The organism is Streptomyces sp. NBC_01450, assembly GCF_036227505.1.
GTDB lineage: Bacteria > Actinomycetota > Actinomycetes > Streptomycetales > Streptomycetaceae > Streptomyces.
Map to the genome: position 1 here is coordinate 140158 of NZ_CP109482.1, position 26970 is coordinate 167127.

General features: G+C 65.0%; 19 protein-coding genes and 8 pseudogenes. 10 read left to right on the top strand and 17 right to left on the bottom strand.

Annotated features, from left to right (window positions below):
- Positions 1-285, bottom strand: a pseudogene (locus OG568_RS60040) (group II intron reverse transcriptase/maturase); the annotation flags it as partial.
- Between the two features lie 906 nt (positions 286-1191).
- Here OG568_RS60040 and OG568_RS60045 point away from each other — a divergent pair.
- Positions 1192-2013 carry an HARBI1 family protein gene (locus tag OG568_RS60045; protein ID WP_443078020.1) on the top strand — a complete coding sequence of 274 codons (822 nt, stop codon included), beginning with the start codon at positions 1192-1194 and terminating at the stop codon, positions 2011-2013.
- Positions 2014-2230: 217 nt separating this feature from the next.
- On the opposite strand, the pseudogene OG568_RS60050 reads toward OG568_RS60045, so the two are convergent.
- The 5 genes and pseudogenes from OG568_RS60050 to OG568_RS60070 all read right to left on the bottom strand — a co-directional run.
- Positions 2231-2987: pseudogene (locus OG568_RS60050) on the bottom strand (transposase); the annotation flags it as partial.
- 81 nt (positions 2988-3068) lie between these two features.
- Positions 3069-3491: a hypothetical protein gene (locus OG568_RS60055; protein ID WP_329529971.1), complete on the bottom strand. Its 423-nt coding sequence runs from the start codon at positions 3489-3491 to the stop codon at positions 3069-3071.
- A complete protein-coding gene (locus OG568_RS60060) occupies positions 3488-4318 on the bottom strand; it encodes an IS5 family transposase (RefSeq protein ID WP_329529970.1) in 831 nt (276 codons plus the stop codon). Before OG568_RS60060 ends, OG568_RS60055 begins: the two co-directional genes overlap by 4 nt.
- Positions 4319-4422: 104 nt before the next feature.
- A pseudogene (locus tag OG568_RS60065) lies at positions 4423-4845 on the bottom strand (IS110 family transposase); the annotation flags it as partial.
- Positions 4846-5212: 367 nt separating this feature from the next.
- Positions 5213-5986, bottom strand: coding sequence for an ISAzo13-like element transposase-related protein (locus tag OG568_RS60070; RefSeq protein WP_443078021.1), 774 nt, complete (start codon positions 5984-5986; stop codon positions 5213-5215).
- Between the two features lie 509 nt (positions 5987-6495).
- Between OG568_RS60070 and ltrA the strand changes: the two genes are divergently transcribed.
- Both ltrA and OG568_RS60080 read left to right on the top strand, forming a co-directional pair.
- Entirely contained in the window at positions 6496-7758 is a 1263-nt protein-coding gene (gene ltrA, locus OG568_RS60075; RefSeq protein WP_329537798.1) for a group II intron reverse transcriptase/maturase, read from the top strand.
- 171 nt (positions 7759-7929) lie between these two features.
- Entirely contained in the window at positions 7930-9288 is a 1359-nt protein-coding gene (locus tag OG568_RS60080; protein WP_329538393.1) for an IS4 family transposase, read from the top strand.
- 16 nt (positions 9289-9304) lie between these two features.
- Here the strand turns inward: OG568_RS60080 and OG568_RS60085 are convergent.
- From OG568_RS60085 to OG568_RS60105, 5 genes and pseudogenes are all read right to left on the bottom strand, one after another.
- Positions 9305-10222: pseudogene (locus OG568_RS60085) on the bottom strand (ISAzo13 family transposase); the annotation flags it as partial.
- 132 nt (positions 10223-10354) lie between these two features.
- Positions 10355-10525 (bottom strand): annotated as a pseudogene (locus OG568_RS60090) (IS256 family transposase); the annotation flags it as partial.
- Positions 10526-10570: 45 nt separating this feature from the next.
- Positions 10571-11701, bottom strand: a pseudogene (locus OG568_RS60095) (IS30 family transposase).
- A 60-nt stretch (positions 11702-11761) separates the two neighbouring features.
- A complete protein-coding gene (locus OG568_RS60100; RefSeq protein ID WP_329538562.1) occupies positions 11762-12418 on the bottom strand; it encodes an ISAs1 family transposase in 657 nt (218 codons plus the stop codon).
- On the bottom strand, positions 12397-12969 hold the full coding sequence (locus OG568_RS60105) for a transposase family protein (RefSeq protein ID WP_329538421.1): 573 nt from the start codon (positions 12967-12969) through the stop codon (positions 12397-12399). Before OG568_RS60105 ends, OG568_RS60100 begins: the two co-directional genes overlap by 22 nt.
- Positions 12970-13140: 171 nt before the next feature.
- Here OG568_RS60105 and OG568_RS60110 point away from each other — a divergent pair, with 171 nt between their 5' ends.
- Positions 13141-13992: an IS5 family transposase gene (locus OG568_RS60110; RefSeq protein ID WP_329538358.1), complete on the top strand. Its 852-nt coding sequence runs from the start codon at positions 13141-13143 to the stop codon at positions 13990-13992.
- 74 nt (positions 13993-14066) lie between these two features.
- Here the strand turns inward: OG568_RS60110 and OG568_RS60115 are convergent, their stop codons facing one another.
- Together OG568_RS60115 and OG568_RS60120 are read right to left on the bottom strand one after the other, a co-directional pair.
- On the bottom strand, positions 14067-14699 hold the full coding sequence (locus OG568_RS60115) for a transposase (RefSeq protein WP_329538422.1): 633 nt from the start codon (positions 14697-14699) through the stop codon (positions 14067-14069).
- 113 nt (positions 14700-14812) lie between these two features.
- Positions 14813-15223: a RidA family protein gene (locus OG568_RS60120; protein WP_329538423.1), complete on the bottom strand. Its 411-nt coding sequence runs from the start codon at positions 15221-15223 to the stop codon at positions 14813-14815.
- 273 nt (positions 15224-15496) lie between these two features.
- Here OG568_RS60120 and OG568_RS60125 point away from each other — a divergent pair, with 273 nt between their 5' ends.
- The 3 genes and pseudogenes from OG568_RS60125 to OG568_RS60135 all read left to right on the top strand — a co-directional run.
- Entirely contained in the window at positions 15497-16192 is a 696-nt protein-coding gene (locus tag OG568_RS60125) for an ISL3 family transposase (protein WP_329538563.1), read from the top strand.
- 646 nt (positions 16193-16838) lie between these two features.
- Complete coding sequence (locus tag OG568_RS60130) at positions 16839-18623, top strand: reverse transcriptase/maturase family protein (protein ID WP_329536215.1); 1785 nt, start codon at positions 16839-16841, stop codon at positions 18621-18623.
- 457 nt (positions 18624-19080) lie between these two features.
- Positions 19081-19503 (top strand): annotated as a pseudogene (locus tag OG568_RS60135) (reverse transcriptase/maturase family protein); the annotation flags it as partial.
- A gap of 11 nt (positions 19504-19514) precedes the next feature.
- Here OG568_RS60135 and OG568_RS60140 read toward each other — a convergent pair.
- Positions 19515-20711: an ISAs1 family transposase gene (locus OG568_RS60140; RefSeq protein WP_329538424.1), complete on the bottom strand. Its 1197-nt coding sequence runs from the start codon at positions 20709-20711 to the stop codon at positions 19515-19517.
- A 151-nt stretch (positions 20712-20862) separates the two neighbouring features.
- Here OG568_RS60140 and OG568_RS60145 point away from each other — a divergent pair.
- The 3 genes and pseudogenes from OG568_RS60145 to OG568_RS60150 all read left to right on the top strand — a co-directional run.
- Positions 20863-22227: pseudogene (locus OG568_RS60145) on the top strand (reverse transcriptase domain-containing protein); the annotation flags it as partial.
- Positions 22228-22476: 249 nt separating this feature from the next.
- Positions 22477-22647, top strand: coding sequence for a hypothetical protein (locus tag OG568_RS62060; RefSeq protein WP_443078006.1), 171 nt, complete (start codon positions 22477-22479; stop codon positions 22645-22647).
- Positions 22648-22680: 33 nt separating this feature from the next.
- Complete coding sequence (locus OG568_RS60150; protein WP_329538425.1) at positions 22681-23400, top strand: IS6 family transposase; 720 nt, start codon at positions 22681-22683, stop codon at positions 23398-23400.
- 59 nt (positions 23401-23459) lie between these two features.
- Here OG568_RS60150 and OG568_RS60155 read toward each other — a convergent pair whose 3' ends face one another.
- The 3 genes from OG568_RS60155 to OG568_RS60165 form a co-directional block, all read right to left on the bottom strand.
- Positions 23460-23630 carry a hypothetical protein gene (locus OG568_RS60155; protein ID WP_329538426.1) on the bottom strand — a complete coding sequence of 57 codons (171 nt, stop codon included), beginning with the start codon at positions 23628-23630 and terminating at the stop codon, positions 23460-23462.
- 332 nt (positions 23631-23962) lie between these two features.
- Complete coding sequence (locus OG568_RS60160) at positions 23963-25231, bottom strand: hypothetical protein (protein ID WP_329538427.1); 1269 nt, start codon at positions 25229-25231, stop codon at positions 23963-23965.
- A 129-nt stretch (positions 25232-25360) separates the two neighbouring features.
- Positions 25361-26785 carry a M1 family metallopeptidase gene (locus OG568_RS60165; RefSeq protein WP_329538428.1) on the bottom strand — a complete coding sequence of 475 codons (1425 nt, stop codon included), beginning with the start codon at positions 26783-26785 and terminating at the stop codon, positions 25361-25363.
- Between the last annotated feature and the right edge of the window lie 185 nt (positions 26786-26970).

Below are 26970 nucleotides of genomic sequence, written 5' to 3' on the forward strand. Positions count from 1 at the left end.
AGTCTGAGCCACACGATCAGCGACTGCGGGAATCCCGAGGATTCTCTCGCCGCCTCCATGTGGCTTGGGAATGGCCACCGCACGCACCGGTGGAGGAAAGTAGGAGCCCGACGACATCCGGTTCCAGACCTTGTAGAGGTTGTTCTTCAGGTCTTTCTCGAAGTCGGCGATGCTCTGTCCGTCCACTCCCGGTGCCCCCTTGTTAGCCCTGACTTCCTCCCATGCTTCCTTTACTTCCCACTTAGAAATCTCAAACGGCTTGGCCTGCGACTTCAACTGGCTCACCGAACTCCTCCCGGACACCGTCCGGTTGATGCGATCAACTCAGTCACGGACGACCCGGCCCCTTCGCTCCACCCCGTTACAGGGGCTTCTCCACTACTACGAGCCGGTCCGCCGGCGCGTCCCGCATCGGTACTCGGCCCCTTCACGGCACAACCGCTCGGGGTGCTCCCTCTCGCCCGCCCCTACCAGGACGGGCTGTATCGGTACGCGCCTTCTCCTGTTCCACATGACCGCAGCAGATCAGGTTCACGTCGTCTCCATGCCGGACACCGCCTGGCCAGTCGACGGGCTCCCGCCAGGCTTATCCCGGGACGGTTCCAAGCTCCCCGGTTTTGATGTCGTTGGAATCTTTTCGACACGTCAGCAACGATTCACTTGCGTTCGTCTCCCTGATCCCCACCTGACGCCTCTTGGACGCCTTTTCCTCATCGCTCACCACGACAGTCTTCGGCTAACGCGGCATGAGGCGGTTTGAAGTCTCCCCCCGCAGGGCGACTTCGAAGGGCCAATCCTTCATCGGTCACGCAGCACTGCTTCGAGTAACTCGTCCTACAATCGAATTCCCCTCTGCATTCAGGACACACTGGAACGAGATTCAGCACCTCGCTCCAGACTTCCTAGCACTTTGCAGAAGTTGAGGGTAGAGGCTCCTGGTTATAACAAGAGCGGCGAAGACTATGCGGAGCTAGTCCATTCTTCTCCTGAAGACTGGCAGCACCCCAACAATATCAAGAGATTGTCAATCTGGCTTGAAGCATTGAGCCTTTCCCGGTAAGCGCCCGTCGCTCGCTGTGATCGCGAGGCTGGCGCAGTGGCGCGTGCGGTCCCCAAGTCCGGGCAGCCGTAAGGCCCCTGGTAGGAACGATCTTGCGAAGGAAAGATCCGACCGAGGGGCCTCACGTGCCGATCAGTGTCACATACACCGCGGTGCTCGATGTGAAGCGGTCCACCGCCGAGCACCTGGCCCGGCTGCTGCGCGATCACCGCATCGTGACCGGAACCCGCAAGGGCAGGCGTGCGCTGGGCTGTTTCCGTCAGGCGGTAATCGTCCTGCGCTGGTTCATCGACGGCACTCGTCTTTCCCAACTCGCCCGCGACAACGGCCTGTCGGTCTCCACCGCCTACCGCTACCTCCACGAGGGGCTGACCGTTCTGGCGGCCGGGGCACCGGACCTCGCGACCGCGCTGGAGCGCGCGAAGGCGGCGGGACTGACGCATCTGAACCTCGACGGCACCGTCATCCGCACCGACCGCGTCGCCGCCCCCGGCCCCAACGGCGCTGATCTGTGGTGGTCCGGAAAACACAAGCACCATGGCGGGAACGTGCAGGTCATCGCCACCCCGGACGGCTGGCCGATCTGGGTCTCACCGGTCCGCCCGGGCAGGGAGCACGACACCACCTGCGCCCGCCACCACGGCCTGATCGACGCCCTCAACCGGATCGCCGCCGAGCTGGACATGCCGACCCTCGTCGACCTCGGCTACGAGAACGCCGGCGACGGCTTCCGGCACCCGCACAAGAAGCCCGCCGGAGGCGAGCTGACCGAGGCCCAGCAGACCTACAACAAGGTCATCCGCGGCATCCACGGCGTCTGCGAGCGCGCCAACTCGCTGCTCAAGACCACCTTCAAGGCCCTGCGCCGGGTCAGCCTCGACCCCAGCCGCATCACGAAGATCGCCGCCGCAGCCCTCGTCCTGCTCCAGATCGAGTACGACCGCACCATCTGATCAATCACGCAACGCCATGATCCATTACTGACAAAGGCTCATTGAAGGCTCGACAACCGATGCCAGGCATCGCGCGGCAGGGTGGCCAGTCCTACGGTCAGCAGCAGAGCGGTCAGCAGCACGGCCCTGGAAGATGACGAGGAGCGGGCTTCCGCAAGTGGGGCTGTCGGGGCCCTGTTCCTGAAGTCTCATGTAGTAGGACTTCCCAATGACGTTGTCAAGCCGTTGCCGTGACTGGTGGTGTGGCTTGGTAGCACGCTCCGTCGCGGATCATGGCCCACAGGACGTTGGCCCGGCGGCGGGCGAGTGCCAGCAGCGCCTGCTTGTGCCCCTTGCCCTCGGCCCGCTTGCGCTCATAGAACTGTTTCGAGGCGGGACAGTTCCGCAGGCTGGCGAAGGCCGAGAGGTAGAAGGCGCGGAGCAGGGGAGCGGCGTGGGCGGTGGAGGTTGCCGCTGACGTGTCCGGAGTCGCGGGGGACGGGTGCGAGGCCGGCGTAGCCGGCCAGGCGGTCGGCGGTGCCGAAGGTGTCCATGTCGCCGCCGGTCGCAGCGAGGAACTCCGCGCTCAGCATGGTGCCCATGCCAGGCAGGCTCTGGATCACCTCGGCGTGCGGGTGCTCGCGAAACCGGGCCTCGATAAGGTCTTCGAGCTCGGTGATCTCCTCATCGAGGGTCATCACACCCTTCGCCAGACGGGCCACCATGGTGGCCGCGAGTTTCTCGCCGGGCAGTGCGGTGAACTGGGCCTCGGCGGCCTCCACGACGGTCCGGGCCAGGGCCGCGCTGTTGCGGACCTTGCGGTTCTTCAGCCACGCCGCGATCCGGGAGGTACCGGCGCGACGGATCGCGGCCGGGGCCTGGTAGCCGGTCAACAACAGGACCGGCCCCTTCTTCGTCAGGTCCAACGAACGTTCCAACGCAGGGAAGATTTCCAGGAGTTGGGCGCGCAGTCGGTTGATCTGCCGGGTCCGGTCTCAGAGTGCGGAACGTGAGTTCTTGTCCGTTTCGTGGTTGAGGTTGGGGAAGGATCGCTGGTCGCGGGTGTGGGGTGGCCCTCAGGCGTCGGGGCGGGCGAACAAGCCGGGTTCGGGTTCGATGAGGATGCCCCGGCTGACCAGGCGTTTCAGTTTGCAGCGGATGCCTTCGGTGTTCTTCGGGAGGATCGGCAGGTCGAGGGCCTGGCAGAGATCGCGGGCGCGCATCGGCCGGTCCGCGTCGGCCAGGGCGGAGAGGATCTGCTGGTAGGCGGGGTGGTCGGGGATGTCGGGGCGGTCCGGCCCGGTGGCGGGTGAGGGTAGCGGGAGCGTGAGGAGGGTCTTGCGGGTGATGCGCAGGTTCTCGCTCTCCGCGTCGAGTTCGCCGAGCTGCCGGGTGAGTTCTTCGATGCGGTCCCGGAACTGCTCGGCTTGGTCGTCCAGTTCGCGTTCGCGGGTTTCGATGTGTTCCAGGATGGCTTTGACCTGTGGGTTTTCGCTCATGCGGTCCTCCAGGAGGCGATGGTGGCTCCGGTGAGGCGGCGGCTCATGACGGAGGTCATCGCCCACAGGACGCGGGAGCGGGAGGAGGCGGGGCGGTGTTCGTAGTCGCGTACGAGACGGCGGTAGAACATCAGGATCCCGTTCGTCTGCTCCACGATCCACCGTTTGGCCTGTGGAACGAAGCCTTTGTCGTCCGGGTTGCGCTCGACGATCTCGACGTCGATACCCACGTGTCTGCCGTGCTCGACGACCTTCTTCTTGAAGCCCTGGTCGACCAGGGCCTTTTTCACCGTGTCGCACTGCTCGGTGACAGCGTCCAGCAGGGCGATGCCGGCGGTGTTCTCGTGCGCGGAGGCGGGCAGGACGACGCAGTCAATGACGAGGCCCAGCACGTCCACGGCCAGGCATCTCTTCCTGCCCGGCACCCTTTTCGCGGCGTCCCGGCCCGTCGTCGTGGCCGGGACGCCGACGGCCACGTGGATGCTCTGCGTGTCCAGGACCACCAGGCTCGGGTCGGCTAATCGTTTCCGCTTCTCCCGCAGCTGCCAGCGCAGCAGGTCGTGAATGTCCTGGTCGGTGCCCTCGTCGCGCCAGAGGTAGAAGTAGTACTTCACCGCTCCGGGCGGGGGCATGTCATGGGGCAGGAACTCCCACTGACAACCCGTGCGGTTCTGGTAGAGGATGGCGTTCACGATCTCCCGCATCGCGTACTTCCCCTGATGCCCGCTGACCGACGGATGCCGGGCCTTCCATGCCGTGATCACGGGTTCGACGAGCTCCCACTGCTCATCGGTGAGATCACTCGGGTACGGCTTGCGCATGCTCATGCCACAACTCAAGCGAACCCCGAACGCCTGACCGGCAGCGATGCCCCAACGTCACACCATCGAGCGATGACAAGACCGACGGAACGCCACATCCCGCACTCTCAGACCAGATCGGTGCGGCGGGTAACCAGAGTGCGCAGGTCGACCGATATCTCGTCGCCGGGCCGCAGGACACCGAGGTCGGTGCGCATGCGGGCCTGGTCGGCGATGACGAAGGCGTCCTTCGCGTCGGTCTTGGCCTGGCCGCGGTAGCCGGCCGAGGCGCGGTGGATGGCCAGGCCGGTGATGTAGGTGATGTGCTGGTCGTGGCTGACCAGCAGACCGAGCAGGAGTGCGGCCCCGCCGTGGTTGATGTCCACCGCCCACAGCACATCCCGCGACAGCTCCAGTACGTCAGCGATGAGCTGGAGCAGTTCAGCCTCGTTGTTCAGGATCCGACGCGACAGCAGTCTCTTGCCCTGGGCGTCGATCACCACGCAGTGGTGATGTTCCTTGCCGATGTCCACTCCGGCCCAGATCTCGGGCACAGCCCCTCCGTCAGCTCGTCGTACACCAACCCAGCAGACGACCTCGCCGACGTTGTCCTACAAAGCGATCGCGTCGCGTCTCCCAATTAGCGGTCGAGTCGTCGCGGGGTTTCGGGCGGCCAAGTTCTCTGAGCCATCCAGCGGCGACTCCATGACAGCCATACCCGGAACCCCTGGGCCCCGCCGATCTTACGAATGACCAGCTCAGCCCCACATCAAGAAAGGTAGGACCTCCATGATCTTGGAAGCCGTGCCTGTCCCGTTCCGGGGCACCAATGAGCTAACAGATCGTCACGAACTGGGCGTCACGCGACAACGCCGAAACCCTGGGGCCTGCCGATCAATAACTCGTCGATCTTGGTGGGGATTACGGGAGGGTGGGGTCGTGCCCGGCGATCGCGGCGAGTTGTTGTGCCGTGGTCACGGTGAGGGCGCCGGCCGGGGCCTTGTGCCCGAGCGCGGTGAGCACGGGGGTGGCCTCCTGGAGGGTCGCGCCGATTCTGCTCTTGGCCAGGCTGGTCGCCTCGGCGAGAACGGCGTTCGTCATGGACCAGCGCCTCTTGAGGAGGAAGACGACAAGCTGGTCGGAGACGGAGAGCCGTCTGCCGTCGGCGCCGGGGCCGCCGTCGGGGCGTTTCCCGGGCAGGAAGATCGGCGGGTGCTCGGCACGCCAGGCTCGGTAGCGGACGGCGAGATCGTCAAAGGCGGCGGGCTCGAGTCCGGTGAGGCTGGGGTGCCGCAGCCAGGCGGGGAGCTTGTCCCCGGTGGGAAAGCGCCCGAACTCGGGGCTGGGCGGGAGCGGTTCGGGAGCGAGCGGTTCGGGGCGCAACGTGTAGTTCCACGTGCCGTGCCACTCGTGCGGCGTCAGGGGCAGGCGGTCCATGACGGTGTCGGGGACGGTGACGCCGGTGGGGTAGGCGCCGGGGTCGAGCTCGGCGTGGACGGACAGCCCGCTGCGTGTCGTGGTCGCTCCGATGGTGCTGACGACGACTTCGTGGCTGGTCAGGGGCCTGCCACGCCAGTTGATGCTGATCTGTGAGAACAGCCGGTGCTCTATTTTGTTCCAGTGTGTCCTGAATGCAGAGGGGAATTCGATGTAGGACGAGTTACTCGAAGCAGTGCTGCGTGACCGATGAAGGATTGGCCCTTCGAAGTCGCCCTGCGGGGGGAGACTTCAAACCGCCTCATGCCGCGTTAGCCGAAGACTGTCGTGGTGAGCGATGAGGAAAAGGCGTCCAAGAGGCGTCAGGTGGGGATCAGGGAGACGAACGCAAGTGAATCGTTGCTGACGTGTCGAAAAGATTCCGACGACATCAAAACCGGGGAGCTTGGAACCGTCCCGGGATAAGCCTGGCGGGAGCCCGTCGACTGGCCAGGCGGTGTCCGGCATGGAGACGACGTGAACCTGATCTGCTGCGGTCATGTGGAACTGGAGAAGGCGCGTACCGATACAGCCCGTCCTGGTAGGGGCGCGCGAGAGGGAGCACCCCGAGCGGTTGTGCCGTGAAGGGGCCGAGTACCGATGCGGGACGCGCCGGCGGACCGGCTCGTAGTAGTGGAGAAGCCCCTATAACGGGGGTGGAGCGAAGGGGCCGGGTCGTCCGTGACTGAGTTGATCGCATCAACCGGACGGTGTCCGGGAGGAGTTCGGTGAGCCAGTTGAAGTCGCAGGCCAAGCCGTTTGAGATTTCTAAGTGGGAAGTCAAGGAAGCATGGGAGGAAGTCAGGGCTAACAAGGGGGCACCGGGAGTGGACGGACAGAGCATCGCCGACTTCGAGAAAGACCTGAAGAACAACCTCTACAAGGTCTGGAACCGGATGTCGTCGGGCTCCTACTTTCCTCCGCCGGTGCGTGCGGTGGCCATTCCCAAGCCACATGGAGGCGGCGAGAGAACCCTCGGGATTCCCGCCGTCGCTGATCGTGTGGCTCAGGCCGTCGTGGCCCGGCATCTGGTGCGGAGGGTGGATCCTATTTTCCATCCGGACAGCTTCGGATACCGGCCCGGACGGTCCGCCTTGGACGCCGTGGAGAAGTGTCGGGAACGCAGCTGGAAACGGGACTGGGTTGTCGAGTTCGACATCTCCCAGTTCTTCGACAGTGTGCCCTGGGACCTCCTGGTCAAGGCGGTGGTAGCGCACACCGACGCCGTTTGGGTGAAGCTGTATGTGCGGAGGTGGCTTGCTGCCCCGCTCAAGATGCCCGACGGCACCCTGCTGGAACGGAAGTGCGGGACGCCACAAGGAGCCCCGGTTTCTCCCGTTTTGGCGAACCTGTTCCTGCACTACGCGTTCGACGTCTGGATGGCCCGGGAGTTCCCTGCTGTCTCGTTCGAACGCTATGCGGACGATGCGGTCGTGCACTGCGTCACCGAGCGCCAGGCCCACCAAGTGCTGGCCGCGCTCTCGGACAGGATGGCCGAGGTCGGGCTGTGTCTGCACCCGGCCAAGACCCGGATCGTGTACTGCCGGGACGGATTGCGGCGCGGCTCGTACGAGCACACGTCTTTCACGTTCCTGGGGTTCACGCTCCAACAGCGCCAGATGCGGGACAAGAACGGCCGCATCAGATGGTCGTTCCGTCCCGCGGTCAGCAGGGACGCCCTCAAACGACTCGGCGAGGAGGTCCGCTCCTGGCGGCTTCACCGGCGGGTCAACCTCACCGTGGAAGAACTCGCGCAGCGGATCAATCCGATCGTCGCGGGCTGGATGCAGTACTACGGCCGGTTCTATCGATCGGCCTTGTATCCAATTCTGATGCGCATCAACGCCTACCTGGTGCGCTGGCTACGCAACAAGTACAGACGGTTTCGCGCGATGAGGAAGGCCATCGCGGCCTTCCAGAGGGCAGCCAAGCGCCGCCCGGGGATGTTCGCGCAGTGGAGATGGATCAGTTCCCCCTCCTTGGCCTGGTGATCAGGACGACAAGAGCCGTATGACGAGAGATCGTCACGTACGGATCTGTGGGAGCCGGAGGGTGTGACTCCCTCCGGCTACCCGACCTTCGATGTTCCCGGTCAATGCCGTTGCTTGAACTCGTCAAGCAGTTCGTGGTGACGCCGGAGGAGCGCGGTCGTTGGGCCCGGCATGCATCCTTGGGTGGGGTTGTCCGATCATGTGCGACTGGGGGTGGTGACCCGGTGGGTGACTCCGGAACTGGTCGGCGAGGTGCTGGAGAAGTGCCGGGTCCGGGACAAGAAGCCCGGCGCGCTGCCGGCCGGGTTCATGGTCTACTTCACGCTTGCCCTGGCGCTGTTCCAGCAGGACTCCTATGACGATGTGGCGGAGCAACTGGTGGGCAGTATTCGGGAGTTGAGCGGGAGCATCCCGAACAAGTCCTCGTTCACGCGGGCGCGCAGGCGTCTGGGACCGCTGGTCCTGGAGGCCGTCTTCCGTGAGCTGGCCGACCCGTTGGCCCCGGTCGGCTTGGAGGGCTCCTTCTACCGCGGGATGCGGCTGGCCGCGGTGGACGGGTTCGTGCTGGACGCGCCGGACACACCGGCCAACCGGGCCGCGTTTGGTGGGCCGGTCAAGAACGGCCAGCCGGCGGGGTTCCCTCAAGTGCGGGTGGTGACACTGACCGAGTGTGGCACGCACGCGCAGATCGACGCGGCGGTGGGCGGATTCAGCGGCGGTGAGCGGGAGTTGGCGATCACTCTGGCGACCTCGGCGAGCAAGATGCTCGTCATCATGGACCGGGGCTTCCCTGGGGTCGAGTTATGGAAGGCCTATCTCGGATTCGGGGCCCATCTGCTGATCCGGGCTCGCTCGCCGGTGGCGCACCGGCCGGTTGAGTATCTGCCCGACGGGACCTACCTGGGGAGGATGAACCTGGGCGGGCAGAAGGGCGCGCATCCTGGCGGGGTGCTGGTCCGGGTGATCGAGTACCGCGTCGACGGCGGCGATGTGGTCAGGCTGTTGACTGATCTGTTGGACCCGGTTGCGTATCCGGCGGCGGAGTTGGCAGCGCTTTACCATGCCAGGTGGGAGGCGGAGTCGGCGTTCCGGCAGATCAAGACGTTCCAGCGCGGGCCGGTCGAGGTCCTGCGCTCGGGAGACCCGGATCTGGTGCGGCAGGAGGTCTGGGCGCACCTGGTCGTGCACCACTGCCTCACGCGGGTCATCATGTGTCTGGCCGACGACAACGGCATCAACCCGGACCGGGTCTCGTTCGTCAAGGTCCTCAAGCACACGCGGCGCAGCGTGGTCCGGCAGTGCGCGGATACGCCCAAGAAGATCAAGAAGTTCCTGGCTGTGCTGGCGGCGAAGGTGCGCCGGAAGCTCGACAACGGCGCCAGGCGCCTGCGCGAGGCGGACCGGCACCTCAAACGGCCGGACTCGAAGTACTCCTCGAAGCTCTCCTACCGGATCAACACCCGGGACCGGCAACCGACACGGCGGATCACAGCCAAGGCCATCACGCTGCACACCGCGATAGTCCAGTAGTCAAGCAACGGCATTGTGTTCCCGGCGGAAAGTGGCAGACAGTCACATCAAGGCCCGACTCGTAGGTGAAATCGGCGAGTTCCTTCTTCCAGGCACGCACACGGTAGCCGTTGGAGCCTCCGGCGTCGGCGGTGACCAACAGGCGAGAAGCGTGCGGATAGCGGAGGCGCCCCTCACCGTTCCACCAGCGGCGCAAAGTGGCCACCGCGAAGGCAGAGGTGTCCCCGTCGCAGCCCACCGACACCCAGCCGGTATCCGCGCCGATGTCGTAGATCCCGTACGGCACCGCTTTCTGGGTACCCTTCTCGGGGAAGTCGTGCACGCGGACCTGCACCGGCTGCCCGGCGCGATGCCACTCGCGTCCGATGACCGCGTAGTTGCCCAGCGTCTCCTTCTTCTTGGCATCCACGCTGATGACCGGCTGCCCGTCGGCGAGGTACGCCGTGACCTGGTCGTTGATGTAGCGGAACTGGGCGTCCCGGTCCGGATGACGGGCCCCCTCGGTGGTCCTCGAGGTGCCCTGCAGGGAGAAGCCCTCCGCCTTCAACAGCGTGGCCACCGTGTCCGAAGCGACCCGGTGCCCCCGGCGCGTCAGCTCGGCCGCCAGATTCCGGGTGGACTTCACCGTCCACAGCAGCGGAGATTCCGGGTCGCCGCGCTGGTCCGGCTCGACCAGCGCCAGCAACGCGGGCACCAGCCCCGGATCGGCCTCCCGCAAGGGCTTCCGACCCGCGCCCGGTGCCCGGACCCGGCCAGCGGGCTCCTCCGCGTGCTCCAGCTCCCGCTTCCCGCGCGACACCGTGGACTCCGCCACCCCGGCCGCTCCGGCCACCATGCGGATCCCGCCGTGGCCCAGAACGCGGGCCGCGGCGCCCAGCGTCAGGCGCTGCTGGCGCTCATCGAGATGCGGCAGCAACAGCCCGAACGCATCCACCAGCTCTGCCTTCGTCCCCTCCGACACCCCCGCATCCTACGACCCAACAGCCCACGAATACCGAAGAGTTATTGATCGGCAGGCCCCCTGGGTGGGTCTGTAAAGCGAGCGGTGTAACTGGGTTTGGTGTGGCTAGAGTTGGCCTGCGGTGAGGCGGCTGTCGAAGGCCAGGTCGAAGGCGTTCATAGCGCCCTTCCAGCGCATGGTCCAGCGTTTACGGCCGGCGCCGGTCGGGTCGAGGCTCATGACGGCCATGTAGACACATTTGAGGGCGGCCTGCTCCGTGGGGAAGTGCCCGCGGGCGCCGTCCTTGGAATCCAGGGGTCGTCGCAACACATGGTCGCTTGGTCAGGCTGCGATCAGTTTATGCAGTCGCTCGGCTGGGGTGTCCCAGTCGAGTGTCTTGCGTGGACGCCCGTTGAGTTCGGCGGCGACTGCGTCCAGATGCTCTCGGGAGTGGGCCGCAAGGTCGGTGCCCTTGGGGAAGTACTGCCGCAGCAGGCCGTTGGTGTTCTCGTTCGAGCCGCGCTGCCACGGGCTGGCGGGATCGCAGAAATAGACCGGGATGTCGGTGGTCGTGGTGAACGAGCCGTGTGCGGCCAGCTCGCTGCCCTGGTCCCAGGTCAGCGAGCGCGTCAGGTGAGTGGGCAGAGTCTGGATGGTATTCACGAGAGCATCGCGGACCAGTTCCGCACTGCGGCCGTCGGGCAGATGGACGAGCATCACATAGCGGGTGGTGCGTTCGACCAGTGTGCCGATCGCCGACGCTCCGTCCTTGCCGATGATCAGATCTCCCTCCCAGCGGCCGGGAACGGCCCGGTCCTCAGCTTCGGCCGGGCGCTCGCTGATCATGACCATAGGGTCGGTGAACCGCGATGTGCGCTGCTGGGCTTGACGGCGCGGCTTGCGGCGGACCCGACCCGTGCGCAGGGCTCGGTGAATCTCACGGCGCAGCTCGCCACGGCTCTGGACGTAGAGGGCCTGCTAGACCGTCTCGGGGACCACGTGCAGCTCCGGCCGCTCGGGAAAGGCGCTGGGAAGAGCCTGGCAGATCTGCTCGGGACTCCACCGACGGTCGAGTCGCTCTTGGATGAACTGCCGTAGTTCACCGTGTTGTTCGATCTTTGCGGGCTTCGGCCGCGGACGGCGAGCCTCGGCGCGAGCCTGGGCGGCATGGGGCCGGTAGACGCCGCTGTCGGGATGCCGATTGCGGCGAGTCTCCCGACTGATCGTGGCCGGGCTCCGCCCGAGTTCGGCGGCGATCGCCCGGACCGCCGCCTTCTCCCGTATCCGGTCAGCGATGTAGATGCGTTCGTCCACGCTCAGATACCGAGATGATGCCGGCGGCACCGCCGGAGGAACCGGATGGGCCACCCCTCTCCGACTGGACGGTACGTATCCGTTACGCCAGCGCCTGCCGCTTCTCGGGTCAATCCCGACGATCCGGCAAGCCTCGTTGTTACTGAAGCCCTGCTGCATGAGCTGGAAGTATGCCGCCCGTTCCGCGGTGAGCCTCTTCGCCCCCTGAGCAGGGCTTGATCAAGTTCCGTGGGCGTCCGGATTGTTGGTGATGCCCAGGATGGGGAGTGCTCGTTGGGGCTCGTCGCGGATTGCCCGGGTGGTCTTGGCGATGTTGTCGGCTCCGAGGGTTTTCAGCGCGCCGATGGCGTGGTTGCGGAGGGTCGCCATGGCCCGTGGTGCGGTTCCGGCGTGGACGGTGGAGGCGTCCTCGGCGAAGGTGACATCCCTGATGTGGTGCGAGGAGTTCTCCACGCCCCAGTGCCCGCGGATCGCGGCGGCCAGATCGGCGGGACCGGCTTGGTGGGCGTCGAGATTTGTGACGGCGTAGACACTCTCACGGGTCTCACGCCGGCCGGTCTGCTTGCGGCGGCGGTGGATGCGGATGGCCAGGCGGGCGTGGGGAAAGGCGATTCCGCCGAGTTTGTCGGCGATCGAGCAGGTCTTGATTGAGCGGGACTCGCGGCGTCCGTGTCCAGCCCCGGAGGCGGTGTGCTGGACTGCGATGGACTGCCAGGGCAGGGCGGCGAGTTGGGCGTGGGCGGTGGGCTGGTTGGTCTTGATCACGGCGATGTAGTGGGCCTTCTTGGTCTCGACCAGCCAGGAGATGTTCGACTTGACCGAGTGCAGGGCGTCGAAGGTGACGACGGTGCGGGTCAGGTCCAGCGGTGCCAGCAGTGGACAGAAGTGTGTGGTTTCTTCGTCTTCGCGCCGACTTCTACCTGGGCAAGGGTCACGACGGTGCCGTGGGTGACCGCGGAGAGCAGATGTCGGCGCGTCGCAGTGAGACGGGCTGATCCCTTGAGTGCCTTGCCGACGACAGCGATCACACGCGACGGCCCGAACCCGGAGGGCGACGAAGCCTGGGCGGGTTCGGTGGCGGCGCGGTGCCGGTCGGCCAGGTAGGCGCCGACCGCCCGGTCCAGGGCGTCACCGTCAACAGCCCCCAGCACACGGCCGATCGTGGCCGGTGACGGAGTGCGCCGCCATCTGAGCAGGTGGCGCCGGATCCCGATCACTGCCAGGAGTGCCGTCGAGGCACGCTGGCCCCACTCGGCGAGTTCGTCGATGCTCCTGGCTCCCGAGACAGCCGCGCAGGCGCACACCAGCAGGATCGCTGTGAGTGAGTACCACCGGCCCCGCCGTGCGCGCGGGTCGGGCACCGAGTCGAAGTAGGGGCGCAGGTCGGCGATCCGGCCGCTGTCCAGCGGGCCCAGTTTCACCAGCACGGCAGGTACGGGAGAGGATGCAGCAGCAGGCACGGGCCACCTCATGATCATCTGGCTTAGACCGACCGGCAATTGGTGATGCCTGCCGGTGGCTGGTCGCTCTGGGCACGAGACAGGCACGGGCCTGAGTGATCATGGAGTTCTCTACGCTCAGTGATCACCGGAGGGCCCGTGCCTGCTGTGCCATCTTGCCTGCTCGAACCCCTGTGGGACCAGTTCGCCGCCCTGCTGCCCGCGCGCGATGACTATGCGCCGACTCACCCGCTGGGCTGTCACCGTCGCCGGGTCCCGGACCGGATCGTCTTCGAGCACATCGTGCGGGCCCTGGTCCACGGCACCGGATACGAGCGGATCGCCAGTCAGGGCTGCTCGGACCGCACCATCCGACGCCGCGTCAAACTCTGGTCACAGATGGGCATATCAGAGCAGGTCCACGCCCTGGCGCTCCAGGCGTACGACCGGATGATCGGCCTCGGACTGGCCGAGATCTCCGTGGACGGCTGCATCACGAAAGCTCCCTCGGGTGGCGAGAAAGCCGGACGCTCCCCGGTCGACCGGGGCAAGCAGGGGCTGAAGCGATCGGTGGCCTCCGACGCGGCCGGGGTCCCTCTCGGGATCGTCTCCGCAGGCGCCAACCGGCACGACTCACCGCTCCTCGGCCCCACCCTCGGAGCAACGAAAGCCCAGGTAGGAGCGCTCCCAGAGCAAGTGAACATCAATCTCGACCGCGGCTACGACAGCGCCAGGACCCGTGCCTTGCTCGACGAGTTCGGCTTCACCGGCGAGATCGCCCGCAAGGGCGTGCCCGCACCGATCCAGGCCGGCAAGCGGTGGGTGGTCGAGCGTTCACACTCGTGGATGAACGGCTACGGCAAGCTGCGGCGCTGCACCGAGAAGGACGGCAGCGCCGTGGACTTCTACCTCTACCTCGCCGCCGCTTTCGTCACGCTCCGCATGCTCATCCGACGCTCGACGAGCCGCTATCGCTGGGACGGCCGCCCCACCACCCGACGCCTCAAGTGATCCATTTGCCGGTCGGTCTTAGACACCACAATGATCACGAAGCCCGTGCCTGCCTTGTTATGCGCCCCAACCGGTCACAACCCGACCAGCCGCACGACCCCGGAACTTGCAACCGCCCTGCCCCCTGAGGCTTCCGGTTCTCCCGGATCTTGAAGTCCATCGAGCGGCCGGTTCTGCCATTCCGCCATGCCATCCATCACCTTGAGTCGGTGATCGTGCTGATGGTCGTCTTGGACACGTCCGCGCCGTAGACCTCGGCCAAGGTGCGCGGAGATCTCCCCGTGCGTAAGCCCCTTCGCGGACAGCGAGAGCACCATCTCGTCCACGCCGGTCAGCCGGCGCTGCCGCTTCTTGACGATGGCCGGCTCGAAGGAGCCCTCCCGGTCGCGAGGCACGTCGATCTCGACCGGCCCGATGTCCGTCAGCACCGTCTTGGACCGGGTGCCGTTACGGGAGTTGCCGCCGTCCTTGCCCGCCGGGTCGTGCTTGTCATAGCCGAGATGGTCGGTGATCTCGCCCTCCAGGGCGGACTCCAGAACCGCCTTGGTCAGCTGCTGCAGCAGCCCGCCCTCGCCGGTCAGCTGCAGCCCCTTGCCGCGGGCCTGCTCGACGAGCTGGTCGATCAGTTTCTGCTCGACCGTCGCGGCCTCCGGCGACGGATCCGCCTGGTCAGCGGCGGCCACGAACTCGGTCACGGTGTCAGTCACTTGATGTCTCTTCCATGATCATCAATTACACCGGTGAGCGTACAGACCCTGCCGCCTCACATACGCGACAGAGGTCTGACCTGCGCAGATGCCAGGCTGGAAGAGGCTCAGTGTCAGCCTTCCAACGCAGCGGAGAGTTCAACCTCGACGAGTTGCCCGGAATAGCCGAGCTGCGCGACGCCCAGTAGGGTGCTCGCTCCGTTGAAGGCGGGTGCGAGGGACGAGGCTCGGAGCCGTTTCGAGACCTCGCCAAGGATGCCGGGCTCCCCGGTGACGACATAGATCACAGCCCGTACGACCTGCTCGGGACCCGCGTTGACGGCAGCAAGTGCGGCCAGCGCGTTGGCGGCCACCTGGTCAGTTTGGGCAAGTACGTCACCGGGGCCGACCAAATTGCCCGCCAGGTCGAGGGGGCACTGTCCGGCGAGGTGTGCGGTGCGACCGGCTTGCACGACAACGATGTGGTGATAGCCGGGAGTGGCGTGCAGAGTGTCGGGGTTGATGCGCTTAATGTAACCAGGCATGTAGGTCATAGTATTGCTGAGCCTCTTCATATCGACCACCGATCGGGTGACGCGGCAGGAGTGCCGACCACAGTCCTCACGCTCGATCCTGCTGGTAGATCGTAGGTCAACGACGGCCCGATGTTGGTTCTGGATCCCTTTCCGTGCCAGGGCCACGGAGGGTCACCGAAACCGAGATCATGAACCCTCGTGACTGACGCGCTCCTCCAAGACCTTTGGTTCCACCACGCTGATGACGTCGTGCTCGACGCCATCGCCGTCCGCGGCGAGTTGGTGACCGTCCAAGCCGCCGCGAGGTCCGGCCGAGCGCCATGTCCGGGCTGCGGGACCAGCTCGACACGGGTACACAGTCGGTACGTACGCCGCCTGGACGACACTGCAACTGGTCAACGTCGCGTGATCATCGAGTTACAGGTGCGCCGGTTCCGCTGCCACCAACAGGCCTGCTCCAAGGCGACGTTCGTCGAGCAAGTGCCTGGCCTGACCTTCCGATACAGGCGGCGGAGCCAGAGACTGCACACGGCTCTGCGGCACGTAGCGCTCATGCTGGCCGGTCGAGCCGGCGCCCGGCTCGCTGATGTTTTTGCCGTCCCGGTGAGCCGGTCCACGCTGTTACGGCTGATACGAGGCCTGCCCGAGACCGCATCGCCGACGCCCCGCGTGCTGGGAGTGGATGAGTTCGCTCTACGCAAGGGCCATGTCTACGCCACGATCTTGGTGGACATCGAGACGCGCCGTCCCGTCGACCTGCTGCCCGACCGCAAGGTCGAAACCGTCGCCCGCTGGCTGACAGATCACCCTGGCGTCGAAGTGATCTGTCGGGATCGCTCCGGCACATATGCCGAGGCCGGACGGCTCGGCGCCCCCGACGCGATCCACGTGGCAGACAGGTGGCAGTGCGCCATGAGGCGCCTTGTCGTATCCCCGGTTTCAATCGGGAGGAACTCGGAGGGAGGTTCCTGGGTCTGATGGCTTACCCAATCCGGAAACGGCGATGGGGAAAATAGCATGCCAGAAAAGCGACGGCCGGGTTCAGACGTCAGAGACGGTGCGTCGCGGGACCCGCGTGATACGGCGAAATTGCGCCGCGAGGCGCTCTGTTGTATCCCCGGCTCAGCCGGGAAGGACTCGGAGGAACGTTCTTGAATCGAATGGCTTACCTCAGCCTGAAAGGGTGAGAGGGACAAGAGCATGCCAGGAAATCGGCGACTGTGTCCAGACGTTAGGAGCAGTGCGCCGAGCGATTCACGCAATACGGTGAAAGCTAGACTGCCTGAATCCCAATCTCCAGGAGATGCAAATATCCATCCGCCGGAAAGACGTCTGGAACCGGCGCCACGTCCTGCATCGGCATTTCTTTCGCGGCCGTTGCAACCTCCGGAACGTGGAGCGATGCCCAGTGAGGGCATTCAAGGAGATGAGTGGGGCACCTAAGTTGCGTTAGTACGTACGACAGAGATGAACGCGGGATCACCTAAGGGATGCGAATCCTATGGTGACGGAGACCCCATAGTAGTCGCCGGAGTAACGACCGGTCATGAAGTCCGGGAAAGCCGGAATGAGGGCGAAGGGGGTCAGGTGATCGGACACTCGAAGACCTGGGAGGTATGCGAAATTGCAGAGCGCCGAAACAGTGCTGGGTGTCCTCCGTGAACGCGGCAGGCACGGCCTGCCATGTAATGAACTGTACCGACAGATGTTCAATCCGCAGCTGTATCTCATGGCTTACGGGCGTATCTACTCCAACAAGGGAGCGATGACGCCTGGAGTCTCGGCAGATACCGTGGACGGCATGTCGCTGGACAAGATCGAGCGCATTATCGATGCGATGCGCCACGAGCGCTATCGATTCAGTCCGGTCAAGAGAGTCATGATCCCGAAGAAAAACGGGAAACTCAGACCCCTCGGATTGCCTGGCTGGACGGATAAGCTGGTTGGAGAGGTGATGCGTCTCCTATTGGAGGCATATTATGACCCCCAGTTTTCCGATCGGTCCCATGGGTTCCGTGCCCGTCGGGGCTGCCACACCGCGCTGCGCGAGGTGGCTAATACCTGGACGGGTACGACCTGGCTGATTGAGGGCGATATCTCCGACTGCTTCGGGTCGCTTGACCATGAGGTCATGCTCTCGACGTTATCTGAGAAAGTCCACGATCGCCGGTTTCTGCGGCTATTGCGCAACATGCTTCAGGCCGGATACTTGGAGGACTGGGTATGGAACGCCACGCTCTCCGGGGCACCACAAGGCGGTGTTCTCTCTCCCACGCTCTCCAACATTTATCTGCACCGGTTGGACAACTTTGTCGAAAAGGTTCTGATACCCGAATATGACCGAGGGGCGGAACGAGTTAAGAATCCCGCCTATCGTAAGGTTCAGAAAGCACTCACGCTAGCTCGGGTGCGTGGTGACCGTGCCGAGGCGCGATCGCTACGTAAAGAGCTACGCAGTATGCCGAGCAAGGATCTCAACGATCCTCGCTACCGGCGGTTGCGCTATGTGCGGTACGCCGACGACACCTTGCTCGGTTTCACCGGACCGAAAGCCGAAGCCGAGGAGATCAAGCAACGCCTCGGGCAGTTCCTGCGTGACGAACTCAAACTGGAGCTGTCCGAGGAGAAAACATTGATCACTCACGCCAGAACCGGCGCGGCAAGATTCCTCGGTTACGAGATCACCGTTCAGCAGAACGACAAGGCGATCAGCAATGGCCAACGGTCAAGCAACGCGACCGTCAAGTTGCGGGTGCCAGTCGCGGTGATCAAGGCTAAATGTGCCTCCTATATGAAACGCGGGAAACCCGCACGCAGGACCCCTTTGATGAACATGGACGATTACACCATCGTCTCTATCTTCGGGGCCGAATATCGCGGGTTGGCACAGTACTACCTGTTGGCCAGTGACGTCTATCGGCTGAATCGGCTGAACTGGGTCATGGAGACATCGCTGCTAAAGACGCTTGCGGGCAAGCACCGCTCGACCGTATCGAAGACGGCGGCCAAGTATAAGGCCAAGGTCGAAACTCCATACGGGTTGCGCACGTGCTTCGAAGCGACCGTTGAACGCAGTGGTGGCAGGAAACCACTGGTAGCACGGTACGGTGGCATACCACTTCGGTGGCAGAAGACAGCGGTCCTCGAAGACCGTAAACCAGATCGAGCAGTTGGTCCCAAGGAATTGGTCACCAGACTCCTTGCGGGGAGGTGCGAGATCTGTGAGCGGTCGGGGAAGGTTCAAGTTCACCACATCCGAAAACTCTCGGATCTCGACAAGCTCGGTCAGCCGGACAGGCCGGCGTGGGCATCAATCATGGCGAAGCGGCGCCGCAAGTCCCTTGTGGTCTGCCAGAACTGTCACGACGATATCCATACTGACTCGCAAGTCGCGAAACCCACGGAGTAGTCACTGGAGAGCCGGATGCCTTTAACGGGGCACGTCCGGTTCGGTGGGGGGTCGCGTGGAAAAGGGTCTGAACTCCAGATACCTCGCCGCGCGGCCTACCCTGCGCTGGATTTCCTGAACCCCAATACCCAGAAGATTGAAGGTCGAATCCACCGGAAAGACGTCTGAAACCGGTGCCGTTTCCTGTCCTGGGTTAATGCCAGACCCGAGACAACCTTCGGGGAACGGAGCGATGCCTAATGAGGGCATTCAAGGGTATGAGTGGGGCGCCTATGTCACGCTAGTACGTACGACAAGGACGAACATGGGATCGCCTACGGGAGGAGATCTTCCTATGGCGACGGAGGCTCCGTAGTAGTCGCCGGAGTCACGACCGGCCAAGGAGAACGGGAAAGCCGTTCGCATCGGGCGAAGGGGGCCAGGTGATTGGACACCGCAGAAATGGGAGGTATGCGAAATGCAGAACGCCGAAACAGTGCTGGGTGTCCTCCGTGGACGCGGCAGGCGAAGCTTGCCGTGCAACGAACTGTACCGACAGCTATTCAATCCGCAGTTGTATCTGCTGGCCTATGGGCGTTTGTACTCCAACAAGGGAGCGATGACGCCCGGGGTCACCGGGGAGACCGTGGATGGCATGTCGCTGGGCAAGATCGAGCACGTCATCGACGCGCTGCGCCACGAGCGGTACCGGTGGAGCCCAGCCAGAAGGGTCTACATCCCGAAGGGGCGGGGCAGTTCACAGCTGCGGCCGCTCGGCCTGCCCCCATGGAGTGACAAGCTCGTTGGCGAGGTGATCCGTCTGCTTCTTGAGGCGTATTACGAGCCGACGTTCTCTGATTCCTCTCACGGTTTCCGTCCCCGCCGGGGTTGTCATACCGCACCAGGGCTTGATCAAGTTCCGTGAGTGTCTGGGTTGTTGGTGATGCCCAGGATGGCGAGTGCTCGTTCGGGTTCGTGGCGGATGGCGCGGGTGGTCTTGGCGATGTTGTCGGCTCCGAGGGTCTTCAGGGTGCCGATGGCGAGGTTGCGGATGGTGGCCATGGCGCGGGGTGCGGTGCCGGTGTGAATGGTCGAGGCGTCCTCGGCGAACGTGACATCTCTGATGTAGTGGGAGGAATTTTCGATTCCCCAGTGCCCGCGGATGGCGGCGGCGAGGTCGGCGGGGCGGGTTTGACGGGCGGCGAGGCTGGTGACCGCGTAGACGTTCTCGCGGGTTTCGGGCCGGCCGGTGGGCTTGCGGCGGCGGTGGACCCGGATGGCGAGGTGGGCGTGGGGGAAAGCGATGCCGCCGAGGTTGTCGGCGATAGCGCAGGTTTTGATCGAGCGGGACTCGCGGCGGCCGTGGGCGGTGGCGGAGGCGGTGTGCTGGACCTTGATCGAGGTCCAGGGCAGGGCGGCGAGCTGGGCGTAGGCGGTGGGCTGGTTGGTCTTGATGACGGCGATGTAGTGGGCCTTCTTCGTCTCGACCAGCCAGGTGATGTTGGCCTTCACCGAGTGGAGGGCATCGAAGGTGACGACGGTGTCGGCGAGGTCGAGCGGTGCCAGCAGGGGTTTGAAGTGGCGCACTTCGTTGGTCTTCGCACCGACTTCGACCTGGGCAATCGTGGCGACGCGGTCGTGGGTGACCGCCGAGAGCAGGTGACGGCGCGGCGCGGCCAGGCGGGCTGAGCCCTTGAGGGCCTTGCCGTCCACGGCGATGACCTGCCGCGATCGGGTCTCGGGCACGTCCGCGGACGCGGTGATGCGGTGCCGGCCGGCCAGGTAGGCGCCCACAGCATGGTCCAGGGCGTCGCCGTCAAGTGCCTGAAGGACGCGTCCGAGAGTGACCGGCTTGGGGCTGCGCCGCCAGCCGAGCAGGTGACGGCGTACTCCAAGGGATGCCAGCAGCGAGTTCGTGGCCCGCTCGCCGAACTCGGCGAGCTCGTCGATGCTCTTCGCGCCGCAGACAGCCGCGCAGGCACACACCAGCAAGATCGCCGTCAGCGAGTACCACCGGCCCCGGCGTGAGCGCGGATCCGGAACCGATTCAAGGTAGGGACGCAGGTCAGCGATCCGGTCCGCATCCAGCGGCCCCAGCTTCTCCAGCACGGCAGGGATGGGGGAAGATGCAACAGCAGGCACGGGACATCCTCGTGATCATCTGGCTTCGACACCACAATGATCACGAACCCCCGTGCCTGCTCTGCTATCCGCCCCTACCGGCCTGATCGTCAACCCTCCACGCAAGCACGGAACTTGACGGAGCCCTGATACCGCACTGCGCGAGGTGGCTCACACCTGGACGGGGTCGATCTGGTTTATCGAGGGTGATATTTCCCGGTGCTTCGACCGGCTTGACCACGGTCATGCTCCGGATTCTGGGCGAGAAAATCCACGATAACCGGTTCCTGCGGCTCATGCGGAACATGCTCAAAGCCGGATACATGGAGGACTGGATCTGGAACGCCACGCACAGCGGTAGCCCGCAGGGTGGAGTTGTTTCACCCATCCTCTCAAATATTTACCTGCACAAGATGGATGAGTACGTCGAGAAGGTTCTGATCCATAAATACACCCGGGGAAGAGTCAGGAAGCCGAACCGCGCCTTTCACAGGGTGTGGGCGGCTATAGGGAGCGCCCGAAAGCGCGGCGATCGCGCCAAGGTGCGGGAGTTACGCAAGCAGCTCCACAGCATGCCCAGCGTGGATACCCAGGACCCTGGGTATCGGCGGCTGAGGTATGTGCGCTACGCAGATGACACCCTGCTCGGGTTCGCCGGACCAAAGGCAGAGGCCGAGGAAATCAAGGAGCGTTCTGGCGCAATTCCTGCGTGATGAACTCAAGTTGGAATTGTCGCCGGAGAAGACGCTCATCACGCACGCCCGTACCGGGGCGGCGAGGTTCCTCGGGTATGACATCACCGTGCACCACAACGACCGCAAATTCTCCGGCAGGCGTCGGTCTGTCAATGGGACGATCGGTCTGCGTGTCCCCCGTTCGGTGGTAGTTGCCAAGCAGGCCCAGTACATGAAGCGCGGCAAACCCGCGCGTCGACCCCAACTGCTGAACCAGGACGATCACGTCATCATCAGCACGTACGGGTCCGAGTACCGCGGCATCGTCCAGTACTACCTGCTGGCCGGCGACGTCTTTCGACTCGCCCGGCTGCAATGGGCCATGTCGGCCTCGATGTTGATGACACTGGCCAACAAGCACCGTTCGTCGTTCTCAAAGATGGCCCGCAAGTACGCGGCCACCATCGAGACACCGCACGGACCGCGCCCGCGTTGAACAACCCGGCAGGAAGCCCCTGGTCGGACGGTTCGGCGGGATTCCGCTGAGGCAGGACAAGAAGGTGGTTGTCACCGATCGCCAGCTGGCCCCGGTCAACATCAAACGCAAGGAGCTGGTCACCCGGCTCCTCGCGGGACGATGCGAGGCATGTGGGCGCGTCGACGAGGTGGAAGTTCACCACGTCGCCAAGCTCGCAGACCTCGGAAGATCCGGGCACCGGCCGCCGTGGGCAGATCTCATGGCCGCGAAGCACCGCAAAGCCCTTGTGGTCTGCGGGACTTGTCACGCGGACATCCACGGCAAGAACCCTGGCTCAGCACCCACGGAGTAGTCACTGGAGAGCGACGTGCGGTGACAAGTCGCATGCGTCGTTCGGGCTGGGGGCCGTTGGAAAAGGGCCTGCTCAGCAGGCACCTCGCCGACGGCCCACCAGTACTCTCTGGCACAACCTCGCCGAAGCAGTCGAGAAGACCGTCGTCCACCACCGTGCCTTGCTGCCCGAGCCTGCGACCAGCACGCCGGCCCCGTCGCCAGCCCTGGGCCTGCCGCCGGACACTGCCGGACCGCGGCGCTCGGGCGTTTGTCGGACCGTGTCCGTGAACAACATGCCACCGTCCATGGCCTCCTGAAGGAGGGCATCGCTCTGCGTGTCATAGCCCGACGGCTGGGCCTGGCCCGCAACACCGTGCGGCGCCTGGCGCACGCGAAGGACCCCGACGGCACTGTCACGTTGACTGATCCGGTGGGATGATCTTCTGGTCGATCACGCGGGGAGGGGTCGTTCGTGGGCAGCGCGCCGCCGTCGTACAAGGGGCACCGGTACCCGGCGGAAATCATCGCCCACTGCGTGTGGCTCTACCACCGCTTCCCGTTCAGCTTCCGCGAGGTCGAGGAGTTGATGCTCGAGCGCGGTGTCGTCGTCTCGTATGAGACGGTCCGGCGGTGGTGCGCCAAGTTCGGGCAGGCCTACGCAGGCGCGCTGCGCCGCAGGCAGCCCCGGGCCGGGGACAAGTGGCATCTGGACGAGGTCTTCATCAAGATCAACGGACAGCAGAAGTACCTGTGGCGGGCCGTGGACGCCGACGGTAACGTCCTGGACATCCTCGTACAGAACCGGCGGGACACCGCCGCGGCCAGGCGGTTCTTCCGCAAGCTTTTGAAGAAGACTCGTACGGTGCCCCGGGTGGTTGTCACGGACAAGCTTCGTTCCTACGGCGCGGCCCACCGCGAGGTCATGCCCTCGGTCGAACACCGCTCACACAAAGGTCTGAACAACCGGGCGGAGAACAGTCATCAGCCCACCAGGCAGCGTGAACGCGCGATGAAGGGCTTTCGGAGTACTGGCGGGGCCCAGCGGTTCCTGTCCGCGTTCAGCGGCATCTCACCGCACTTCCGGCCCCACCGCCATCTGATGAGCGCCTCCGGCTACCGAGCCGAGATGACCATCCGCTTCGCGATCTGGGACCAGGTCACCGGCATCGCGGGCCTGCCCGCCGAAGCCTGAGCACCGACCCGAGACCCGACCCCCACCACGCCCCGACATGGCGTCAGAAGCCCACGCACTCAACAACCCCATACGGTGTCGACGAGTTCGACCGTGCGTACCTGCGCGCTCTCGGCCAGGAGCAGGGCGGCGAGCACCGTCCGCTGCTGGGGCGTGCCGAGCTCGGCCTCCTCGGGACCAGGCCAGGCCCGGACGGGGCCCAGCACACTGAGCTTCTTCAGATCGGCCACCGATCGGGTGATGCGGCTGAGGTGTCGACCACAGTCATCGCGCTCGATCCTGCTGGTCGACCGGACGTCAACGACGGACCCACCGCCACTCTGCCGGGGCGCAGTTGAAGAAGCTCACTGAATCTCAGCCGACGGTCCACCGGTTACCTCCTTGGGTGCTCCGCGTCCGACGTCACGGTGCGGGGGCGCGGGTCTACCCGGGTTGAACCCGCGGTCCGCCCGGTCTGCCACGTCCGACCCGGCTTCGGGTTCATGGGCTCCCCTTCGGGGCACCCTTCGCGACACGGTCGGCGTGTTCAGCACGGGACGGCCCGCCTGGAGCTGACGGCCCCTCAGGTCGCGTCGTCCGAGGTCGGGGTGGTGTCACCGAGGAAGGACTTCCAGCCGCCGGTCGGCTCCTGGCCGACGCCGAGCATGCGCAGCTTGGCGAGGATCTCCGGCTTCTGCACGTCCATCCAGTCGGTGAACTGCCGGAAGGACACGAGGCGTACGTCCGAGCCACTCTCCTTCTCCTGCGCGATGTGCGTGAACGCCTGCTCCACGGCGTCCATGTAGATGCCGCCGTTCCAGTGCTCGAAGTGGTTGCCGATGAAGAAGGGGGCGCGGTTGGTCTCGAAGGCCCGCTGGAATCCGGAGATGTAGGCCTGAGCCGCCTGTTCGCGCCAGGCAGGGTAGTTATAAGCGGGCGCGTTGGTCGAGTTGACCGACTGGTTGGCGAGCACGTTGTAGTCCATGCTGAGAACTTCGAAGGTGTGCCCGGGGAACGGCATCTGCTGGAGCGGGAAGTCCCAGACACTGAGCTTCTTGTCGGGCCAGACCTGGGTGCCGCCGGGCGAGGAGGCGTCGTAGCGCCAGCCGAGCGCACGGGCAGTGGGCAGCAGGTTGTCCTGGCCGAGGAGGCAGGGGGTGCGGCCGCCGACGAGTTCCTTGTCGTAGTCGAAGGGCAGCGCGGGCAGCTCGCTCCAGCCGGTGTTGGTCCGCCACTCCTTCACGAAGGACTTGGCCTGGTCTATCTCGCTGCGCCACTGCTGGGGCGTCCAGTTGCCGACGCTGCCGGAGCCGCCGCAGAAGTGGCCGTTGAAGTGGGTCCCGATCTCGTGCCCCTCCAGCCACGCCCGGCGCACGTTCTTCAGGGTGACCTTGATGTGCTCGTCGGTGAGGTAGCCGATGTCGGAGGCGCCCTGCGGGTTGTTCGGCGGGTTATAGAGGCGCTTCTTCGACTCGGGCAGCAGGTAGAGCCCGGACAGAAAAAAGGTCATGCCGGCGTCGTGCTGCCGGGCGAGGTCCAGGAAGCGTGGGAAGAGGCCGTTGCCCACCTCACCGGCGCCGTCCCAGGAGAAGATCACGAACTGCGGCGGGGTCTGTCCCGGCTCCAGCGGCAGGGGGGCGTCAGGCTGGTGCGGCTGCTTTCCCGTGAACGACGTGGAATTGTCACCGATGGGACTTGCGGTCGTCTTGAGAGTCTCGCTCCGGCCGTTCTTCACCCCGGGCTCCGGGGGGGTACCGAACGGAAGGTTCTCCCCCCCGCAGCCCGCGACCCCCGCGGTGGCTGCGGCAGCCGCACCGAGCCCGAGTATTCCTCTGCGAGTGAGTGTGCCCATGTGATCCCCGATTCATCGTGCCCAGTGAAGGTCTTTCACTGCACACGACGTATGCGGGGACGATCCCGTTCTAACAACGCCCGGTCACTTCACGGACTTTTCTGCCGGTATTCGTCGAAAGAGCACGGCTCACGGTACGTGCCTCTTCAGACTTCCCGGATAGAGATACTCGGCGGGAGGTTCGGTGGAACTGTGCGCCCACGCACGGAAGAAGCCGTGCAGGTTCCGTCCAGCCATTTCACTGGTGAGGCTCTCGAATTGCGGCCAGGATGCGTTTCCATAACGATGGTCCCTCGTCCACCGCTTCAGGGTCGCGAAGAACACCCGGTCGCCGACCGTGCGCCGTAGCGCGTGCAGCATGAGTGATCCTCTGGCGTAAAGCGCCTCGTTCAACTCCTCGCCTTTACCGGGGTCGTAGAGGCGCACCTTCCAGAACTTGGCGTCTTTCTCGCCGTCTTCCAGCGTGCTGCGGTAGAAGTCCTCGTCCAGGTCTGCTCCGTTGTGCTCCTCCCACAACTGATTGGCGTACTGCGCGAAGCATTCGGCTATGCAGCCATCGCGCCAGTCGGTGAAGGAGACACTGTCACCGAACCACTGGTGGGCGATCTCGTGCACCATCGCGGAGTCGAATAGCGCGCCGTTGTAGGTGGGCCGGCTCTGCGTCTCCAAGTCGATGGGCCCGCTGTCGTCGACCTGCTCCCCCACGACGGTCGAGCCCGCCGAAGAGAAGGGGTACGGACCGAACTTGCTCACCAACAGGTCGTGGATCTCCTGAAGTTGCTTCTCGGTCTCATCGTCCACGAAAGTGTCCGGACTGTAGGCGTTGATCACCGGGGTACCGTCGGAGAGCTTGGAACTCCGCACCGTGAACTTGTCGACGGCGACGGTGGCCAGGTAGGTCGCGAGCGGATGATCCTCACGCCAGCGGAAGGTCGTTCTTCCGTTCGCGGTCGTGGTCCTTCCACGTCCTCCGTTGCCGATCGCGGTCCAGCCGTCGGGGACGGTCGCGGTGAGTTGGAAGGTGGCCTTGTCCGACGGGTGGTCGTTCGACGGGAACCAGGACGTTGCCCCGTGGGGTTCACCGAGGGCGACCACTCCACCGCTGGTGAGCGTGTGCCAGCCCTCCTTGGAGGGGCGGCCCGAATAGCGGACGCGTACGGCGAACCGCGCGTTCTCGGCGATGGTGTGCGCAGGGGAAACGACCAGTTCGTGTGCGCCTTCGCGTTTGACGCTCCCGGCGGCCTCTCCGTCGACGGTCACGGAGGTCACGTCGAAGCCGCGCAGGTCCAGGTGGAAGGTGCCCAGAACCGCGCTCGCCTGGGCCGTGATGATGGTGTCGCCGTCGAGATGGTCCCGCCGGGACGGGTCGTAGCGCACCCGCACGTCGTAGTGGCTGACGTCGTAGCCGCCGTTGCCGTCGTTCGGGAAGTACGGGTCCCCGGTGCCCGGACCACCCTGTGCAGCGGCTGCCGTGCCGGACGGGCTGCCGGTGTGGCATGCGGTCAGCAGCAGCACGCCGACGACGACTCCCCTCGGTGCCAGGTGCCTGCGCATGCTGGTTTCCCTCGTCCTCTCGTCGGTGGCGCCCGGCTGCTGAACGGATCGTCTCGGCCGGAAACACCCTCACGTGGATGTACGGAGCCCAGCCGCGCGGAGTTCTCTTGAATCCATGGAGTGAGGATGACCCCGGCGACGACCAGGCGTGGTGCCGACGGGACTGGGCCTCGGCGTCGGGTGGC

What these genes read in the sequence shown, in the direction of transcription:
- OG568_RS60055 (WP_329529971.1), bottom strand. Translation starts at nt 3,491, where the DNA reads ATGAGCGAAAACCCACAGGTCAAAGCCATCCTGGAACACATCGAAACC.
- OG568_RS60060 (WP_329529970.1), bottom strand. Translation starts at nt 4,318, where the DNA reads ATGAGCATGCGCAAGCCGTACCCGAGTGATCTCACCGATGAGCAGTGG.
- OG568_RS60080 (WP_329538393.1), top strand. Translation starts at nt 7,930, where the DNA reads ATGCATCCTTGGGTGGGGTTGTCCGATCATGTGCGACTGGGGGTGGTG.
- OG568_RS60120 (WP_329538423.1), bottom strand. Translation starts at nt 15,223, where the DNA reads ATGCCTGGTTACATTAAGCGCATCAACCCCGACACTCTGCACGCCACT.
- OG568_RS60160 (WP_329538427.1), bottom strand. Translation starts at nt 25,231, where the DNA reads ATGGGCACACTCACTCGCAGAGGAATACTCGGGCTCGGTGCGGCTGCC.
- OG568_RS60165 (WP_329538428.1), bottom strand. Translation starts at nt 26,785, where the DNA reads ATGCGCAGGCACCTGGCACCGAGGGGAGTCGTCGTCGGCGTGCTGCTG.